We start from the raw sequence: 18,192 nt of genomic DNA, 5'->3' as shown, positions 1-18,192 counted from the left end.
GGGATCTACTCGCTGGTGGGCTTCGAAGTCACCCCGGCCACCGTCATCGGTCTGCTGACGATTCTGGGTTTCTCGCTGTACGACACCGTGATCGTCTTCGACAAGGTCGAGGAGAACACCCACGCCTTCCAGCACACCGCCCGGCGCACCTTCGCCGAAGAGGCCAACCTGGCGGTCAACCAGACATTCATGCGGTCGATCAACACCAGCCTGATCTCGACGCTGCCGGTCTTGGCGTTGATGGTGGTGGCCGTGTGGCTGCTGGGCGTGGGCACGCTGAAGGACCTGGCGCTCGTGCAGCTGGTCGGCATCGTCGTCGGTACCTACTCGTCGATCTTTTTCGCCACCCCACTGCTGGTCACGCTGCGCGAGCGCACCGAGCTGGTGCGCACGCACACCCGCCGGGTGATCCGACGCCGCGGCCCGGAAGCAGGAAAGGCCCCGGACAAGGGTCGCGAGCGCGCCGAATCGGACGACGAAAACGGGTCCACCGAGCCGGCAAGCGCATCGTTGGCGGCCACCGCGAAGGCGCCGCCGAGCAAGCCCGCCCCGGGCGCGCGACCCGCAGGGCAGTCCGCCGGCCGGCACTCGCGTCCGACCGGCAAGAACAAACGCTAGCCCGATGATTGCCTGGCGCCGGCGGGCGGCGGTCGGCTGGCTGGTCGTCGTGCTTGCGGTAGCCGTGCCAGGCGCGTTGACGGGGTGCTCCGGAAGCGCCGCAGGACAGATCGACTACGTCGTCGACGGCGCGCTCGACACCTACAACACCAACACGGTCGGCGGCGCCGCGTCGGCGGGAGCGCAGGCCTTCGCGCGGACGCTGACCGGATTCGGCTACCACGGCCCCGACGGCCAGGTCGTCGCCGACCACGACTTCGGCACGATCTCGATCGTCGGCGGTTCGCCGCTGGTGCTGGATTACCAGATCGCCGACAACGCCGTCTACTCCGACGGCAAGCCCGCCACCTGCGACGACCTGGTGTTGACGTGGGCGGCACAGTCCGGCCGCTTTCCCGGCTTCGACGCCGCCAGCCAGGCGGGCTACGTCGACATCACCTCGATCGACTGCCAACCGGGACAGAAGAAGGCGCGGGTGTCGTTCGCGCCCGACCGCAACATCGTCGACTACAACCAACTGTTCACCGCGACCGCGATTCTGCCGTCGCACGTCATCGGCGAGGAACTGGGCGTCGACGTGACCGGCGCGCTGCTGGGCAACAAGCAACCCGTCATCGCGCGCATCGCGCAGCTGTGGAACACCACCTGGAACCTCAAGGTGGGCACGGATTCGAACGCGATCGCCAAGCACTTCCCGTCGTCGGGGCCGTACAAGATCGAATCGGTGCTGGACGGCGGCGCTGTGGTTCTCGTCGCCAACGACCGCTGGTGGGGCGCCAAGCCGATGACCAAGCGGGTCACGGTGTGGCCGCAGAAAGCCGACATCCAGGACCGGGTCAACGCCAAGAGCGCAGATGTCGTCGACGTCGCGGCCGGCTCCTCGGGGGCGCTAGCCACACCCGACAATTACCGGCGCACCGATGCGCCGTCGGACGGCATCGAGCAGCTGATTTTCGCGCCGCGCGGACCGCTCCTGGACATCGCGGCCCGCCGCGCACTTGCCTCCTGCACTCCGCGTGACGTGATAGCGCGCGACGCCGCGACGCCGATCGCCAACGCGCGACTGCACACCACGGTCGACGACGCCATCGGTCAGGCCGAAAACGTTCCTGAGGCAGGCCAGTTCATCAAATCGAACCCCGACGCGGCGCGCGCGGCGCTGGGCGGGAAGCCGCTCGCGGTCAAAATCGGCTATCGCGGCCCCAACGCGCGACTGGCCGCCATCGTCGGTGCGATCGCCAAGGCCTGCGGCCCGGCCGGCATCACCGTCTCCGACGTCACCTCGGATTCCGTTGGCCCACAAGCGCTCAAGGACGGCGCCATCGACGTCCTGCTGGCCAGCACCGGCGGCGCCACCGGCAGCGGATCGACGGGGTCATCGGCCATCGACGCCTACGCCCTGCACACCGGCAACGGAAACAACCTGTCCGGCTACACCAACGGTCAGGTCGACGGCATCATCGCTGCGTTGGCGGTCTCGGCCGACCCCGCTGACCTGGTTCGGCTGCTGGCCGAGAGCGCGCCGGTGCTGTGGGCCGGAATGCCGACGTTGCCGCTGTATCGCCAGCAGCGCACCGTGCTGGCGTCGAAGAAGATGTATGCCGTCGGCGCCAACCCCAGCCGGTGGGGTGCCGGCTGGAACATGGACCGATGGGTCCTCGAACGGTGAATGCGGCCGACCGCGACTCGGCAGCTGATCTGATCACCTCGCTGACCCGGCAGGTCGCCGATTTCCCCACGGCGGGAATCCAGTTCAAGGACTTGACTCCGGTATTCGCCGACCGTCGCGGGCTGACCGCGGTCACCGACGCCCTGGCCGACGTCGCGTCCGGCGCTGACCTGATCGCCGGTATCGACGCGCGTGGGTTTCTGATCGGCGGAGCGGTCGCCACCCGGCTCGGCACCGGTGTGCTGGCGATCCGCAAGGGCGGAAAGCTGCCGCCGCCGGTGCGCACCGAGCGTTACCAGCTCGAGTACGGCACCGCGAGCCTGGAACTTCCCGCCGACGGGATCGAATTGACCGGCCGCCGCGTTGTCATCGTGGACGATGTGCTGGCCACCGGTGGCACGCTGGCCGCGGCGCACCGGCTGCTCGAGCAGTCCGGCGCGCAGGTGATATCCGCGGCGGTGGTCGTCGAATTGGCCGGCCTGGGCGGCCGTGAGCTGGTGGCGCCGCTGCCGGTGCACAGCATCGCGGTTCTCTAGCGCACAGCGCGGCGGGCTATATCCTTGAGGCTCCGGAGGTGAGATGAGTGGCGGACGATAAGGGCACGGCGATTCAGCCGCCCACCGAGCCGCTGCAGCTCGCCGACATCGCGCCATCCGGTGAGCCCGGGATCGGTCTGAAAGCCCCCACTAGTGCCTCGCGCCGCGTGCGCGCCCGGCTGGCGCGGCGGATGACCGCTCAGCGCGGCACGATCAGCCCGGTGCTCGAGCCGCTGGTGGCGGTGCATCGCGAGATCTACCCGAAGGCCGACCTGACGCTGTTGCAGCGGGCCTATGAAGTGGCCGAGCAGCGCCACGCGACCCAGCTACGGCATTCCGGGGACCCCTACATCACCCATCCGCTTGCGGTGGCCAACATTCTCGCCGAGCTGGGTATGGACACCACCACGCTGGTGGCCGCCCTGCTGCACGACACCGTCGAGGACACCGGCTACAGCCTGGAGGCCTTGTCGCAGGACTTCGGCGACGAGGTCGGCCACCTCGTCGACGGGGTGACCAAGCTGGACCGAGTGGTGCTGGGCAGCGCCGCCGAAGGCGAGACGATCCGCAAGATGATCACCGCGATGGCGCGCGACCCCCGGGTGCTGGTGATCAAGGTGGCCGACCGGCTGCACAACATGCGGACCATGCGCTTCCTGCCGCCGGAAAAGCAGGCCCGCAAAGCCCGCGAAACACTGGAAGTCATTGCCCCGCTTGCACACCGGCTGGGTATGGCCACGGTCAAGTGGGAGTTGGAGGATCTGTCGTTCGCGATCCTGCATCCCAAGAAGTACGAGGAGATCGTGCGACTGGTCGCCGGCCGGGCGCCGTCGCGGGACACCTACCTGGCCAAGGTCCGCGCCGAGATCGTCGCGACGCTCACCGGGTCGAAGATCAACGCGGTGGTGGAGGGGCGGCCCAAGCACTACTGGTCGATCTACCAGAAGATGATAGTCAAGGGCCGCGACTTCGACGACATCCACGACCTGGTCGGCATCCGGATCCTGTGCGACGAGACCCGGGACTGTTATGCCGCTGTCGGCGTGGTGCATTCGCTGTGGCAACCGATGGCCGGCCGGTTCAAGGACTACATCGCCCAGCCGCGTTACGGGGTGTACCAGTCGCTGCACACCACCGTCGTCGGACCGGAGGGCAAACCGCTGGAGGTGCAGATCCGAACCAGCGACATGCACCGCACCGCGGAGTACGGCATCGCCGCGCATTGGCGTTACAAAGAAACCAAGGGCCGCAACGGCGTGCCGCATTTGCATGCCGCCGCCGAGATTGATGACATGGCGTGGATGCGTCAACTCCTCGACTGGCAGCGAGAGGCCGCCGACCCCGGTGAGTTCCTGGAATCGCTGCGTTACGACCTTGCGGTACAAGAGATTTTCGTGTTCACGCCGAAGGGAGACGTGATCACGCTGCCCGCCGGCTCCACCCCGGTTGACTTCGCCTACGCCGTGCACACCGAGGTGGGTCATCGCTGCATCGGCGCCCGGGTGAACGGCCGGCTGGTCGCGCTGGAGCGCAAGCTGGACAACGGCGAAGTCGTCGAGGTCTTCACCTCGAAAGCCGCCACCGCAGGGCCGTCGCGGGACTGGCAGCAATTCGTGGTGTCCCCGCGCGCCAAAACCAAGATCCGTCAGTGGTTTGCCAAGGAGCGCCGCGAGGAGGCGCTCGAGACCGGCAAAGACGCGATAACCCGCGAAGTGCGTCGCGGCGGACTTCCGTTGCAGCGCTTGGTGAATGGTGGCTCGATGGCCGCACTGGCCAACGAGCTGCACTACAGCGATGTCTCGGCGCTCTACACCGCGGTCGGTGAGGGGCACGTCTCCGCCAAGCATGTGGTGCAACGACTGCTGGCCGAGCTCGGCGGCATCGACCAGGCCGAGGAGGATCTGGCCGAACGCTCGACACCGACGACGGTCCCGCGCCGTCCGCGCAGCGACGATGTCGGGGTGTCTGTGCCGGGCGCGCCGGGCGTTCTGAGCAAGTTGGCCAAGTGCTGCACGCCGGTACCAGGCGACGAGATCCTGGGATTCGTCACCCGCGGCGGGGGAGTCAGCGTGCACCGCACCGACTGCACCAACGCCACCTCGCTGCAGCAGCAGTCCGAGCGGATCATCGAGGTGCACTGGGCCCCGTCACCGTCATCGGTGTTCCTGGTGGCCATTCAGGTCGAGGCGCTCGACCGGCACCGGCTGCTGTCCGACGTGACACGGGTGCTGGCCGACGAGCGGGTCAACATCCTGTCGGCCTCGGTGACCACTTCCGCCGGTGACCGAGTGGCGATCAGCCGCTTCACTTTTGAGATGGGCGACCCCAAACATCTGGGGCACCTGCTCGACGTGGTCCGCAATGTCGAAGGCGTCTACGACGTCTACCGGGTGACGTCCGCGGCCTAGGCGGCCGAATATATGCCTTCAGAAAGCGACCAGGTGGGCGTGGCCGGACAGCGGGCGCTGGTCATGGGTGCCAGCGGCAACGTCGGCGCCTGCGTTACCCGCCATCTGGTGGCCGGTGGTGCCGACGTTCGGGTTCTGCTGCGAAAGTCAAGCTCCACCAAAGGAATTGACGGCCTGGACGTCGAGCGGCGATACGGCGATCTTTTCGATACTGCAGATGTCACCGCCGCCATGTCGGATCGTGACGTTGTCTACTACTGCGTCGTCGACACCAGGGCGGAATTGAGAGATCCCGCCCCGCTGTTCAAGACCAACGTCGAAGGTCTGCGCAACGTCCTCGGCGTGGCGGCGCGGGCGAACCTGCAGCGGTTCGTGTTCCTGAGCACCATCGGCACGATTGCCATTGGCAGAAACGGTGCGACAGTCGACGAAGACACCCCGTTCAATTGGGCCGATCAGGCCGGCAGTTACATCGAGTCGCGGCGCGCCGCCGAGCAACTGGTCTTGTCGTACGTCGCCGATCATGGGCTGCCCGCCGTGGTGACCAATGTGTCGAATCCCTACGGGCCGCCCGATTGGCAACCGCGCCAAGGGATGTTCGTCAAGCTCGCGGCGCAGGGCAAAATGCCGTTCTATGTTCGCGGCGTCGGCTCGGAGGTGGTCGGCATCGACGACGCTGCCGCCGGGATGTTGCTGGCCGCGCAGCGGGGGCGGGTTGGGCAGCGCTACATCATTTCTGAGCGCTACATGACCCAGCGTGACCTGGTCACCACCGCCGCGCAGGCCGTCGGTGCGCGGCCGCCTCGCCTGGGTATCCCGATGGCGGTGATGTACGGGCTCGGCTGGGTGAACGATGCGCTGGGGGCGCTGCTGCGGCGAGACCTCCCGATCAGCAGGCAGAGCGCCCGGCTGGTGGAACTGACCTCACCGGCCAGTCACGCCAAGGCCACTCGCGAACTCGGCTGGCATCCCACGCCGACCGAAGACTCCATTCGGCGGGCGGCCCGCAACTACATCGAGCGTTCGGTCTAGCTCAGTCTCGACGCGCCGTGGTGATGGTGACTTCGTTGGCGGGCTTACCGTCGTCACCACCGCCGGCGACACCGCCCGCAGCGATCTTGTCGAGCACGGCCAGCCCCGCCTGGTTGATGGTGCCGAAAATGGTGTAGGTAGGCGGCAGTAGTGAATCGCGGTAGACCATGAAGAACTGGCTGCCGTTGGTACCGGGCCCGGAGTTGGCCATCGCCAGTGTGCCCCTTGGGTATACGACGGGCTGCTTGAGCGCCGGCTCGCCGGCCGGATACTGGACGGTCGGGTACTCGTCGGCGAACTGATAGCCCGGTCCGCCGGTGCCGTCGCCCTTGGGGTCGCCGCACTGCAACACCGACAAGGTACGTGACGTGGTCAGCCGGTGGCATTCGGTGTTGTCGAAGTACGCCCCCTGGGCCAGGGTGACGAAACTGTTGACGGTGCAGGGTGATTCGTTGTTGGCCAGTTGCAGGCCGATCCGGCCGCGGTCGGTGACGACGGTCAGCCCGACCTGCGCGGGCTCGGCCGATGCCTTGCCGGGGGTCGGCGCCGGCGCCGCTTTGGCGGCCGGGTCGGCGGACCGTGCGTATTGACAGTTGGCCCCCACCGCCGGCGATGGGAAGAAGGGCGGCAGAGCAGGGCCAGTCACCGGGGCGAGGGGGGCACGAGTGGAGGTCGCCGCGGCGCTGGATGACGTCGTGGCGGCGGTGTCACCGGATTTGTGGTGGGTGCAGGACGTCGCCGTCACCGCGAAGGCGAGCATCGCGAGCATGGCGGCAATTCGCGTGAGTTTCATGGTCATAAGTCCAGTTGTGCCGACGTGATGGTGACTTCGATCGCGGGCGGGCCGTCCGCGCCGCCACCGGCGACACCGCCCTTGGCGATTTTGTCCAGGGTGGCCAGGCCGTCTGGCTGGATCTTGCCGAAGATGGTGTATTCGGGCGGCAGCAGCGTGTCCTTGTACACCAGAAAGAACTGGCTGCCGTTGGTGTTCGGACCGCTGTTGGCCATCGCCAAGGTGCCCCGCGGATAGATCACCGGTTCGCGGGCTGCCGGATCGCCCGGCTTGTACTGGTCGGTCGGGTATTCGTTGGCAAACTGATAACCCGGGCCGCCCGTGCCGTCGGCGCTCGGGTCACCGCACTGCAGGATCGACGATGAGTCTCCGGTGGTGAGCCGGTGGCATTTGGTGCCGTCGAAGAACTTCTGCTGCGCAAGGCTGGCGAAACTGTTGACGGTGCAAGGTGATTCGTTGTTCGCGAGCAGTAGGCCGATATGGCCCTGGTTGGTGACCATGCTGACGCTGACCTGCGCCGGGTCGGTGGGCACCTTGCCTTGCCTTGGTGGGTTCGCGTGCTTGGCGGCCGGTTCGGGCGACGGCGGGTATTGGCAGTTGGCGCCCAGATCGGCGGTCGGTTTGAAGGCCGGCAACGGCGGCCCCGACACCGGGCCCGACGCGGCGGTGGTCGACGAGCTGCCGGCCGCCGACGCTTGCTTGTTGTTGTGGTCCTTGTTGGTCAGGACGACGGTGACCACGATTGCGGCGACGACGGCGACCGCCGCGACCGACCCTCCGACGATGGCCAGAGTCCGGCGGCGACGAGCCTGCTGGGCACGGCGTTCCAGCTGCCGCTGCAGTTTGCGCTTGGCATTCTCACGTCGCTGTTCGTTGGTCGGCACCGCCGATATCCCTCCATGATCGCGGGCTTGGTCAGGACGAGTGTGCCAGCTCACCCTCGATAAGGGTGGCGCGACCCGTCTGCGATCGTTCGGATGGGAAACTGGAGTTCGTGTTGATCACCGGATTTCCCGCCGGGTTGCTGCAGTGCAACTGCTACGTGCTGGCGCCGCACCCCGGCGCCGACGCCATCGTCGTCGACCCAGGCCAGCGCGCGATGGGTCAACTGCGCCGCATCCTGGACAAGAATCGGCTGACGCCGGCGGCCGTGCTGCTCACCCACGGCCACATCGACCACATCTGGTCGGCGCAGAAAGTGGCCGATACCTACGGGTGCCCCGCCTACATCCATCCCGAGGACCGGTTCATGCTGACCGATCCGATCAAGGACTTCGGGCCGAAGCTGGGTCAGTTGCTGCTCGCCGCGATCTTCCGCGAGCCCAAGCAGGTGGTCGAGCTGGATCGGGACGGCGACAAGATCGACCTGGCCGGAATCAGCGTCACCGTCGACCACACCCCGGGCCACACCCGCGGTTCGGTGGTGTTCCGGATCGCCGGCGACAAAGATCTGGTGTTGACCGGCGACACGCTGTTCGAGCGCTCGGTGGGCCGCACCGATCTGTTCGGCGGCAGCGGCCGCGACCTGCTTCGGTCGATCGTCGACAAGCTGTTGGTGCTCGACGACAAAACGGTGGTGCTACCCGGGCACGGCAACTCGACCACCATCGGTGCCGAACGGCAGTTCAATCCGTACATCGAGGGGCTCGGCCCGTGAGCGAGTTTTCTTCGTTTTCGGGGCCGAAGGGCGTCCCGGACTACGTTCCGCCGGATTCGGCGCGGTTCGTCGCCGTCCGCACGGCACTGCTGGACGCCGCTCGCCGGGCCGGATACAGCGACATCGAACTGCCGATCTTCGAGGACACCGCGCTGTTCGCCCGTGGCGTGGGGGAGTCCACCGACGTGGTGTCCAAGGAGATGTACACCTTTGCCGACCGCGGAGACCGCTCGGTGACACTTCGGCCCGAGGGCACCGCCGGAGTTGTCCGCGCCGTGATCGAGCATGGTCTGGACCGCGGCGCGCTGCCGGTCAAGCTGTGCTACGCAGGCCCGTTCTTTCGCTACGAGCGTCCCCAGGCCGGTCGCTACCGCCAACTGCAGCAGGTCGGTGTCGAGGCCATCGGCGTCGACGATCCCGCACTGGACGCCGAGGTCATCGCGGTCGCCGACGCCGGTTTCCGCTCGCTCGGCCTTGATGGTTTCCGGCTGGAGATCACCTCGCTGGGCGACGACACCTGCCGACCGCAGTATCGGGAACTGTTACAGGACTTCCTGTTTCAGCTTGACCTTGACGAGGAAACGCGAAGGCGCGCCGAGATCAACCCGCTGCGGGTGCTCGACGACAAGCGGCCGGAAATCAAGGCGATGACGGCCGACGCGCCGGTGATGCTCGATCACCTTTCCGACGTGGCCAAGCAGCATTTCGAAACCGTGCTGGCCCACCTGGACGGACTGGGCGTGCCCTACGTCATCAACCCGCGAATGGTGCGTGGGCTGGACTACTACACCAAGACCACTTTCGAATTCGTGCACGACGGGCTGGGCGCCCAGTCGGGGATCGGCGGCGGCGGACGCTACGACGGTCTGATGCGTCAGCTTGGCGGACAGGACCTTTCGGGCATCGGTTTCGGTCTCGGTGTCGACCGGACGCTGCTCGCGTTGCAGGCCGAAGGTATAGATGTCGGGCAGACTTCCCGGTGCGAAGTGTTCGGGGCGCCGCTGGGCGAACAGGCCAAACTACGGCTGGCGGTGCTGGCCGGGCAGTTGCGCGCGGCCGGTGTGCGGGTGGACCTGTCCTACGGCGATCGCGGCCTCAAGGCCGCGCTGCGTGCGGCCGACAGATCCGGTGCCCGGGTCGCATTGGTGGCCGGCGAGCGCGACATCGACGCGGGAACGATCGGGGTGAAGGACCTCACCACGGGGGAGCAGGTCGACGTGGCGACCGATTCCGTTGTCGGCGATGTGCTTTCACGCCTCAGCCGCTAGACGGCACTCGGCGGCAATATCGGGCAAGCGCTGTCTCGCGACGATTTCGTTCGATTTCTCCTAGCCGAGGTTTGGGGGACGGATACTTGGACGGTCTGCTAGCGACGATTTCGAGGGAGGCCTCCTATGACGTACATGGGAAACCCTTACTACCCACTGTGGTTGGACAATTTGGCAGACGATGTCACGCTTGAGGCGGCGGCAATGGACGGCATCGCGAGCGGCGCCGACGATGCTCGTGCGATCCTGGTCGCCGCCCGCGAACTCTATGATCAACAGGAGTTCAACTACGCGGGTCCCTGCGGGGAAAGCGGCTTTCTCGAGGACTATTCAAGCGTGGTCCGCGGCGTGCCCACCTATGTCGTTGTTCTAGTCAGCTTTAATGCGGCCGGACAGACGCAGCGCGTTGTCGTCAACCATCGGCCACGCAGCGCGATGCTGCAGTTTTCTCGCTTGATGCTGGAACGATTCACCGGCACCCCCCATGCGAAGCATTGGGAAGGCACACCGGAAGGAGCGAGCATGACTACGCCCTTGTACCTGATCACCGGCGCCGGCGGCGGCACCGGTGGTGTCAGCCGACAGGTGATTGAGCTCTTGCGAGCGGGCGGGCATCGGGTGCGCGCGTTGGTCCACCACGACGACGCGCGGGCCGATCCGCTGCGCGAACTCGGCGCCGAAGTCGTAGTTGGGGATCTGACGGAGCCGGCGGACGTGGTCGACGCGATGGCGGGCGCCAATCGGATGTTCTTTTCGATGGGCGTTTCAGCGGACTACCTCAAGGCAACGGCGATAATCTGCGACGCTGCAAGGGAATACGGCCACCTGGAAGTGGTCGCCAACATGTCTCAAATGACGGTTTCCCAAATGACACTGACCAGCGTGGGCGAGTCGCACCAGCATCGGCTTCACTACCTCGCCGAGCACGTCATGAATTGGTCGGGTGTGCCGGTCGTGCACATTAGGCCGACGGTGTTCCTGGACAATCCGCTCTTCACGTGGTTCGCCGCCCCATCGCTGCGGGAGCACAACCTGTTGGTCCTTCCTTTCGGAGAGTCTAGAACTTCACCGGTCGCCACCAGCGACGTCGCCCGTGCCGTTGCCGTAGTCCTCGAAGATCCCGGCCACCGAATCGGTGAGATATACGAATTGACCGGTCCGGCAAGCCTCGACATCGATGGATTGGCCGCCGAATACACGAAGGGATTGGGCCGGCCGATTCGCGGCACCGACATTTCGCATGAAACCTGGGTCCAAGAAGTCGTCAAGCCGCTGGGCCTGCCCGAACATGTCGAACAGCATCTCATCACGATGGCTGTCTTACACCGTGCCGGACGATACGAGCGCGCCACTGGTGATGTCGAACAGATCACCGGACAACCGGCGTCAACGGTGGGTCATTACGTTGCCGAGCGCCCCGACCTGTTCTCCTGATTCAGCATCGATGCACGGTTCGCATTGGTGCCCTAGTCGCGCCGAGATCGACGCGGGCGCGACAAATCGCGAGAGGGCCGCACGTTGCCGTCGATCTGGGCGCCTCGATGCGGCGTCAGGTTCGGCTGTGCTTGACCTGGTTGAAAGGCACGCCGCGGTCGGCGGCGTGCTCGCGCGGAAATCCCAGTATCCGTTCGCCAATTACGTTGCGCGCCATCTCAGTTGTACCGCCGCCGAGCGCCGCGGTTTGTCGGGACAGGTAGCGTTCGCCGACGAACATCAACTCGGCGGTTCCGTCCACAACGCCCGCGCTACCGGTGATTGCCAGCGCCGTATCAATCTCGAGCGCCACTTCCTCGGCCTGGAAGAGCCGAATCAACGTGCCGCCGGTCGGGGGGAGGGATCCGTCCAGCACGCCCCGATAGACGTGGTCGATCAACTGCTCCCAGACCGCACGATGCGTCAGGGCCCGGCCGGCCAGCCCGCGGGCCCGCTCGTTGTCGGTGAGCCCGGCCGCGCGAAGCATCGCGTGATAGTCGGGCGGTTGCTCCTGGTTGTTCTCGGCGCCGCTGCCGCTGGCGAATTCCGAGCCGCCGCCGACCGCGCGTCGTTCGTGGTGGAGTTGGCGCGTCGCGACCTCCCAGCCCTTGTCCACCTGGCCGACCACGTCATCATCGCTGAGTTCGAGGTCGTCGAAGAACTCCTCGCAGAACTCGGTCGATCCGTTGACCTGTTTGATCCGGCGCATGGTGATGCCCGGGCTGTCCAGGCGGGCCAGGAACATCGTCAGGCCTTCGTGTTTGGGCACGTTCCAGTTGGTTCTGGCCAGCAGGAGCCCGTAGTCGGCGGCGAACGCCCCGGTGCTCCACGTCTTGGCGCCATTGATGATCCACTTGTCGCCGCGTCGCTCGGCGCGGGTGATCACGCCGGCCAGGTCCGAGCCGCCGCTGGGCTCGGACAGCAACTGCACAAGCACCTCGTCACCGCGTAGCGCCGCCGAAATGTGTTGGCGCTTCTGCTCTTCGCTGCCGGTGTCGAGGATCGTCGGGCAGCAGATGGTGAAGGTCGGCACATTCAGGATCAGCGGCAGCTCGTAGCAGGCGCTGACATCGTCAAACGCCTTCTGATAGGCGATGTCCAGTCCGAGCCCGCCGTACTCGGTGGGAAAGCAGATCCCGGCGAAGCCGCCGTCGTAGAGCCGTCGCTGTAACTGGCGGACGTGTTGCCAGGAGTCCTCTTCGCCGCGGTCGGCGTACGGCGGATTGTTCGGGTCGGCGATGCGCGGCATGTTGTCGGCCAGCCACGCGCGGGCCCGCTCGGCGAACTCTGCCACCGATTCCGTCATATGGCACCTTCCGAGAGCTCCATTAACGTAAACCGGTAATGACATTACCAGTACGATCGACGAGCTGAGCCCTGCGTGGAAGGATTCCGGTCAGATCTTCAAATACCCTTTGTCGGCGGGAATTTGAGCCGCCGTGATCAGCGACGAGGAGTCGCCGGCCAGCCACACCACGATGTCGGAGACGAGGTCCGGGGCGGCCAATGATTCGGTCGGGAGGGCGCCCGGGGAGAAGCTGTGAATGTAGCCCGGGTGGTCCTGGAACACTTTGTACATCGAGACGTCGTTGCCCATCGGCGTATCGGTGCCGTACGGGTGCACGGAGTTGACCCGGATGCCGAACTCTCCGAGCTCGACGGCCAGCGAGTTGGTCAGCCCGACCACGCCGAACTTGCTGGCGCAGTAATGGCCGCAGCCGGGAACGGCCTTGATGCCCGCCGCTGAACTGATGGCGATGATCGATCCGCCGTTACCGGACGCGATCATCGGTGGCACCACCGCTTTGATCGTGTTCCACAGACCGGTCAGATTGATGTCGAGGGTGTCCTGCCATTGCTCGGCCGAAATCTCCCACAGCCGGCCCCAGTTCAGCACGCCGGCGTTGGCGACGACAATGTCCAGGCGGCCGAACTGTTCGATGGCATCGCCGACGACCCGCTGCTGGGCGGCCAGGTCCCGCACGTCGACCTCCGAGGCCAGGATCTTGCGGCCCTCGCCCTCGACGAGGTTCACGGTTTCGGCGAGGTCTTCCGGAAGTGCCGGCGGATAGCCGTTGTGCGCGGTCACCGGGGCGCAGGCGTCGATGGCGACGATGTCGGCGCCGGCCCGGGCCAGCCTGACGCAGTGCGATCGACCCTGACCGCGGGCAGCGCCCGTCACGTAAGCGACTTTGCCGGCCAGCGGGAGATCGGTAGCGGTCATCGCCTCAGGGTAGGAAAAGATCAGCCGCCGCGAGGCCGAGTGAGCGTGAATTCCTCGACCACCTTGATCGCGCCGTACGGGCCGTCGACGGCGTAATGCGTCGCCTTGATCGACGTCTTGCCGCCCGGGGAACCGGGATCGACGTCGAAAGCGACGAAACCGTAAGGGTTTTCACTATCCCTGAATGCCGACCACGGCGCTTCCTCGACGACGTAAATCGGTGCCTTGCGCCGGAGCGCAGGCTCGAACGGCCCGACGCCGGACAGCACGCGGCATCTGGGCTGTGGGAAGAACAGGGTGTTCGACGGTGTTGAGGTGCCACCACCGCCGATGACGACGTGCACAGTGCCCTTGCTGGTGTCGATGATCCCGCCGTGGGTTTCGACCGGTATTGGCATTCTGGTTTCGCTGTCCATCGTTCCCCGCAGCGGATGCGAGCGTTCATAGTGATGCTCGTGACCGCATACCACCAGGTCAACCTGGTAGCGGTCGAACAGTGGCAACCATTCCTGGCGGATACCCAGGTCGGCGCCGTTGGTGCGATCTCCGGTGGAGATCGCGGTCTGGTGCATACACACCACCACCCAATCGACTCGCGGATCTGCTCGCGCGTCGGCGAGTTCGGTTTCCAGCCAACGCTTCTGCGCGCCACCCGAGTAGCCGTGCACGTAGAAGTTGCCGGCGTCCTGGAAGCAGATGTCGTCGTTGTTGAGGCTGATCACCCGCACCGACCCGGCGGTGAACGAATACCACAGCCCACGGACCTCGGCGTCGGATCCAGAGTCGGGCAGGGCGAAGTAGGTCTGGTAGGCGGCGTAACCGATTGGCCCGTTGCCTAATTCGTTCTCATGATTGCCCGCCGCCGGCATCCACGGCCGGTAGCGGGCCGAGCGCGTGTTGTTGTCGAACCAGTCCGACCAGGTGCGAATCCGGTCGTCGGCGAGGTTCGCGTAGCACAGGTCGCCGTTGACCAGGTTGAACAGTGGAGCGAGCCGCTCGATCGCGGTGGTGATATCTCCGGCTGCCGGCGAGCCAAGGTTGTGGATGCCGTACATGGGGTTTGTGAATTGTCCCTGCGTCGGGATGGCCTGGTCTCCGAAACTGGTGAAGCGCAATGGTTTCCGCCCGGACGGAGCGGTCCTGACGGTCCCCACCTCAGGGTTGGTGCCGTCATGAACCGCGGCGTAGACGTAGTCGGCGTCGGGGGCCAGGTTGGCGAGCCGCGCGTGATGGACTCGGACCTCGGTGTTCGACTTCGCGTCACGGTAGGTGCGCGTCTCGGCTTGCACGGTCCGGCCAAAGCCAGAGGTCGCGGTGCCCATCATGACCCGCGGATTGTTTACCGGATCAGTGGTGTGCCACGAGACGACGACTTCGGTGGAGGCATCCTTGCCGAACTGCAGATGCAGGCCGCCCACCGGCTGCGCGCCACTCTGGTTCGGCTGTGTCCACAGAGTCGGCCCGTGACCGGGTGAGCTGAGCAGGGCAACAGCTCCGGCGCCCAGCCCCGCACCGATCAGGGTGGTCGCCGCGCCGGTGGTCAGCACCCTTCGGCGGGTGATGCCTGAGGGAGCGGCCTCGTCGGCTGACGAATTTGCCTCTTCGACCATGCCTCTTTCATACCTTCCGCCGGAGCGTGGGCCGGTGAACGCTATCCGGCGAATACGTAGACCCAGGCTCGCGGGCCCGACCGTAGGGGCACTGAAATCCGCCGGTAGTCGTCGACCTCGTACTCGTCGGCCGCGGCCAACTCGGCGTCGCTGATGGTGAAGAACATCCCGTCGACGTGTGCCCCCGGGCGATCCGCCGGCCGCAGAATCGGATGCCGGCGGCTGCCGCTGGTGGCGATGACGTGCGGATCAGTGATCGTGACGTAGTCCAGGTCGTAGCCGATGATGGCATCGAGGTAGCCCTCTAATTCCCGGCCGAATGTGGCACGTTGGACGTCGTGCTGGCGCAACGTCCCGTAGGAGAACAGCAGTTGGCTCACCGACGCTGCATAACATCGACGGTCCCGGTCCGCCACCTCGGCGACGATCGATGGGATGACGAGGCTTTCAGAACGCATTTCTTCAGTATTTTCTCAGCTTTGTGACCGGCCCGAGATTCTGATCATGATGCGCGAAGTGCGCGCCACTTATGGGTCGAAATCTTTTGCAGTGATCAACAATCGCACAATGGTTGATCACCTCGAGCGGCGACATTTCCTGACGGTGGCGTAAAGGTTGCGCGCAGGGGTTCATTCTGTGGCGCCGGGCCGGCCTCGCCGGTCGCGCGGCGCCACTCGCCGCGCCTACCCGCCGGAGTGGCCTACGCCCGCCCGTACTCGCTGGAAGGACACCGGGTGGTTTGGGCCAAATAGCAAGCCAGAAAAGCATTTACAGCCAACCCGAATTGGCCAGAAGTTCACCGAGGGCAGCGCCGGGCTGCGCTCAGATCCACGACTTGGCCCCACCGTGCCGGGAACCGGGCACGAGACGTCCGTGTACGACAGCGAGGATATTGACTTGGGTCCAACAGCCTGGTGGTGTGTCGATCGTTTTGGTAAAACGCCCAGCTTCCCTGGGAACTTCCTGTATAGGCGTCTAAAAAATTGTCTCAAGCTGAATGTCTCTTTGGTTTTTCTCAGTACAAGATGCGCATCTGTGATTTAAGCTTGCGCAACTGTCAGACCTCAAAGGCGCTGTTTGCGGTTAGTTAATTATATTAACTTATCGAAGAAGCAGCCGAGGGGTCTGACGCCTGTCTTGAAGGAGGGTCGGTGTCGTTCGTAACTACGGAACCGGAGGGGTTGTCCGGCGCTGCGGCCAATCTCGCCGGACTCGGTGATGCGATGGCGGCGCGAAACGCCGCCGTGGCCACGCCAACTACTGGCTTGTCGCCGGCCGCGTCGGATATTGTTTCAGCTATGACCGCCGCGCAGTTCGGCCAGCACGGCGCCGCGTATCAGCAGATCGCCGCACAAGCGGCGGAAGTACACGAACAGTTAGTAGTTGCGTTGCGTTCCGGGGCGGGAGCATACGCACTGACCGAGGCGGCGAATGCAGCTGCGGCCGATTAAGGGGGGCCTGGGTCAATGAGTTTCATGATGTTCCCGCCGGAGATCAACTCCAGCCTGATGTACAACGGCGCGGGGTCGGGGCCGTTGATGGCGGCCGCGTCGGCGTGGGATGAGTTGGCTGCTGAGTTGGAGGCAGCCGCGGCCTCGTATCAGACAGTGCTCGCGCAATTGACCGGGACGTCGTGGTTGGGTCCGAGCTCGGCGCGGATGGCTGCGGCCACAACGCCGTATGTGGATTGGCTGGCAGGCACCGCGGGTCAAGCCGCCCAGACCTCGGCTCAGGCCCGGTTTGCCGCCGCCTCCTACGAAAGTGCGTTCGCGGGAACAATTCCCCCTGCAGTGATCGCTGCCAACCGGGCATTGCTGGCGGTGTTGGTGGCCACCAATTTCCTGGGCCAGAACACTCCGGCGATCGCGGCCACCGAGGCGCAGTACATGGAGATGTGGTTCCAGGACGGTCTGACGATGGACACCTACGCGACGCTCGCCCAGCAGGCCGTTGTGTTGCCTCAGCAGACCCCGGCACCGTCGCCCAGCGATGGCGGGACGTCCGCCAACGCCGCGGCGGCCGCTCAGTCGACCGCGAACTCGGCGAGCAGCACCGGCACCAACTTGGCCACCGCACTGCAGAACCTGTTCCCCTCGCTGAGTAGTAACTCGACGAGCAGTAACGGACTGTCCAGCGCGGCATCAACTGCGCTGCCGGCGGCCACAACGAATGCCCTCTCGAGCGCAGTGTCGACAACCGCCGCCGACACAGCGACCGGTTCGATCCTTCCCTTTCAAGCCGTCTACTACTTGACCACGTTCGCCAGCATGCCCGCCAAGATGCTGATCAGCATGAGCAACTCGATGAGCGCCAGCCAGGCGATGCAGGCGGGTCAACAGGCCATGCTGGCCGACGTCACCAAGATCCTCGACGAGAAGATGAAAGGCATGATGGCCAGTATCTCCGGCCAGATGCGGGGATTCGGGTCAGCCATCAGTGCTCAGCTGGCGTCAGCGGGCAAGTTGGGTGGGCTGTCGGTGCCGAACGGCTGGGCGCAAGCGGCCCCAGAGATGGTCCGCGCGGCGCCGATACTGCCGGCCAACAGCATCGCGGCGCCGAACGTGTCGGCGGCGATGCCCAACAGTCCGTACACCCAAGCACTGATGGGTGCCCTCAACGGGCGCGGAATGGGCACACAGGCGGCCAAGACGGCGTCCGTGAAAGTTGAAACTCGCACGCCGGCCGGCGGATGAGAAGTGGGGGATGCCTTTGCTACACCACGCATTAACTCGTGACATGACATCTAGATAAGGAGAAGAGATATGCCTTCACGTTTTATGACTGACCCGCACGAGATGCGGTCGATGGCGGGCCGTTTCGACGTGCACGCGCAGACGGTTGAGGACGAGGCTCGCAAGATGTGGGCGTCGAGCCAGAACATCGCCGGGGCCAGCTGGAGCGGTA

16 protein-coding genes and 1 pseudogene are annotated in these 18,192 nt (G+C 65.6%); 11 read left to right on the top strand and 6 right to left on the bottom strand.

The features are described from left to right. From VN856_RS08840 to VN856_RS08820, 5 genes and pseudogenes are all read left to right on the top strand, one after another. Positions 1–618, top strand: a pseudogene (locus VN856_RS08840) (protein translocase subunit SecF); the annotation flags it as partial. Between the two features lie 4 nt (positions 619–622). Next, on the top strand, positions 623–2,287 hold the full coding sequence (locus VN856_RS08835) for an ABC transporter substrate-binding protein (protein WP_325688087.1): 1,665 nt from the start codon (positions 623–625) through the stop codon (positions 2,285–2,287). Further along, complete coding sequence (locus VN856_RS08830) at positions 2,269–2,823, top strand: adenine phosphoribosyltransferase (RefSeq protein WP_325688085.1); 555 nt, start codon at positions 2,269–2,271, stop codon at positions 2,821–2,823. Before VN856_RS08835 ends, VN856_RS08830 begins: the two co-directional genes overlap by 19 nt. A 47-nt stretch (positions 2,824–2,870) precedes the next feature. Beyond that, positions 2,871–5,231: a RelA/SpoT family protein gene (locus VN856_RS08825; RefSeq protein WP_325688083.1), complete on the top strand. Its 2,361-nt coding sequence runs from the start codon at positions 2,871–2,873 to the stop codon at positions 5,229–5,231. Positions 5,232–5,243: 12 nt separating this feature from the next. Next, on the top strand, positions 5,244–6,263 hold the full coding sequence (locus VN856_RS08820; protein ID WP_325688081.1) for an NAD-dependent epimerase/dehydratase family protein: 1,020 nt from the start codon (positions 5,244–5,246) through the stop codon (positions 6,261–6,263). 1 nt (position 6,264) lies between these two features. On the opposite strand, the gene VN856_RS08815 is transcribed toward VN856_RS08820, so the two are convergent. After that, positions 6,265–7,056 (bottom strand): peptidylprolyl isomerase, encoded by a 792-nt coding sequence (locus tag VN856_RS08815; protein ID WP_414686905.1) that lies wholly within the window; start codon positions 7,054–7,056, stop codon positions 6,265–6,267. A 2-nt stretch (positions 7,057–7,058) separates the two neighbouring features. Further along, entirely contained in the window at positions 7,059–7,940 is an 882-nt protein-coding gene (locus VN856_RS08810; protein ID WP_325688080.1) for a peptidylprolyl isomerase, read from the bottom strand. A 110-nt stretch (positions 7,941–8,050) separates the two neighbouring features. Between VN856_RS08810 and VN856_RS08805 the strand changes: the two genes are divergently transcribed. The 3 genes from VN856_RS08805 to VN856_RS08795 all read left to right on the top strand — a co-directional run bounded on the left by VN856_RS08805 (position 8,051) and on the right by VN856_RS08795 (position 11,415). Further along, positions 8,051–8,713 carry an MBL fold metallo-hydrolase gene (locus VN856_RS08805; protein WP_325688091.1) on the top strand — a complete coding sequence of 221 codons (663 nt, stop codon included), beginning with the start codon at positions 8,051–8,053 and terminating at the stop codon, positions 8,711–8,713. After that, complete coding sequence (gene hisS / locus VN856_RS08800; protein ID WP_325688078.1) at positions 8,710–9,981, top strand: histidine--tRNA ligase; 1,272 nt, start codon at positions 8,710–8,712, stop codon at positions 9,979–9,981. Before VN856_RS08805 ends, hisS begins: the two co-directional genes overlap by 4 nt. A 126-nt stretch (positions 9,982–10,107) precedes the next feature. After that, entirely contained in the window at positions 10,108–11,415 is a 1,308-nt protein-coding gene (locus VN856_RS08795; protein WP_325688076.1) for an NAD(P)H-binding protein, read from the top strand. Positions 11,416–11,530: 115 nt separating this feature from the next. Here the strand turns inward: VN856_RS08795 and VN856_RS08790 are convergent, their stop codons facing one another. From VN856_RS08790 to VN856_RS08775, 4 genes are all read right to left on the bottom strand, one after another. Then, positions 11,531–12,760: an acyl-CoA dehydrogenase family protein gene (locus VN856_RS08790; protein ID WP_325688074.1), complete on the bottom strand. Its 1,230-nt coding sequence runs from the start codon at positions 12,758–12,760 to the stop codon at positions 11,531–11,533. A 90-nt stretch (positions 12,761–12,850) separates the two neighbouring features. Continuing rightward, positions 12,851–13,678, bottom strand: coding sequence for a mycofactocin-coupled SDR family oxidoreductase (locus tag VN856_RS08785; RefSeq protein ID WP_325688072.1), 828 nt, complete (start codon positions 13,676–13,678; stop codon positions 12,851–12,853). A gap of 20 nt (positions 13,679–13,698) precedes the next feature. Beyond that, positions 13,699–15,288, bottom strand: a complete 1,590-nt coding sequence (locus VN856_RS08780; protein ID WP_325688071.1) for a metallophosphoesterase family protein — start codon at positions 15,286–15,288, stop codon at positions 13,699–13,701. Between the two features lie 41 nt (positions 15,289–15,329). Beyond that, positions 15,330–15,746, bottom strand: coding sequence for a gamma-glutamylcyclotransferase family protein (locus tag VN856_RS08775; RefSeq protein WP_325688069.1), 417 nt, complete (start codon positions 15,744–15,746; stop codon positions 15,330–15,332). A gap of 693 nt (positions 15,747–16,439) precedes the next feature. Here VN856_RS08775 and VN856_RS08770 point away from each other — a divergent pair. The 3 genes from VN856_RS08770 to VN856_RS08760 form a co-directional block, all read left to right on the top strand. Continuing rightward, the gene (locus tag VN856_RS08770) at positions 16,440–16,739 is read left to right on the top strand and encodes a PE family protein (RefSeq protein WP_325688067.1); all 300 of its coding nucleotides are present in this window, start codon (positions 16,440–16,442) and stop codon (positions 16,737–16,739) included. A 15-nt stretch (positions 16,740–16,754) separates the two neighbouring features. Then, entirely contained in the window at positions 16,755–17,981 is a 1,227-nt protein-coding gene (locus VN856_RS08765; protein ID WP_325688065.1) for a PPE family protein, read from the top strand. A gap of 69 nt (positions 17,982–18,050) precedes the next feature. Then, a partial coding sequence (locus VN856_RS08760) for a WXG100 family type VII secretion target (protein ID WP_325688089.1) occupies positions 18,051–18,192 on the top strand: 142 nt, incomplete at its 3' end.

Source organism: Mycobacterium sp., assembly GCF_035603715.1.
Lineage (GTDB): Bacteria > Actinomycetota > Actinomycetes > Mycobacteriales > Mycobacteriaceae > Mycobacterium.
The sequence above is the reverse complement of the archived record's forward strand: the minus strand, read 5'-3'. Positions and strand labels throughout refer to the sequence as shown.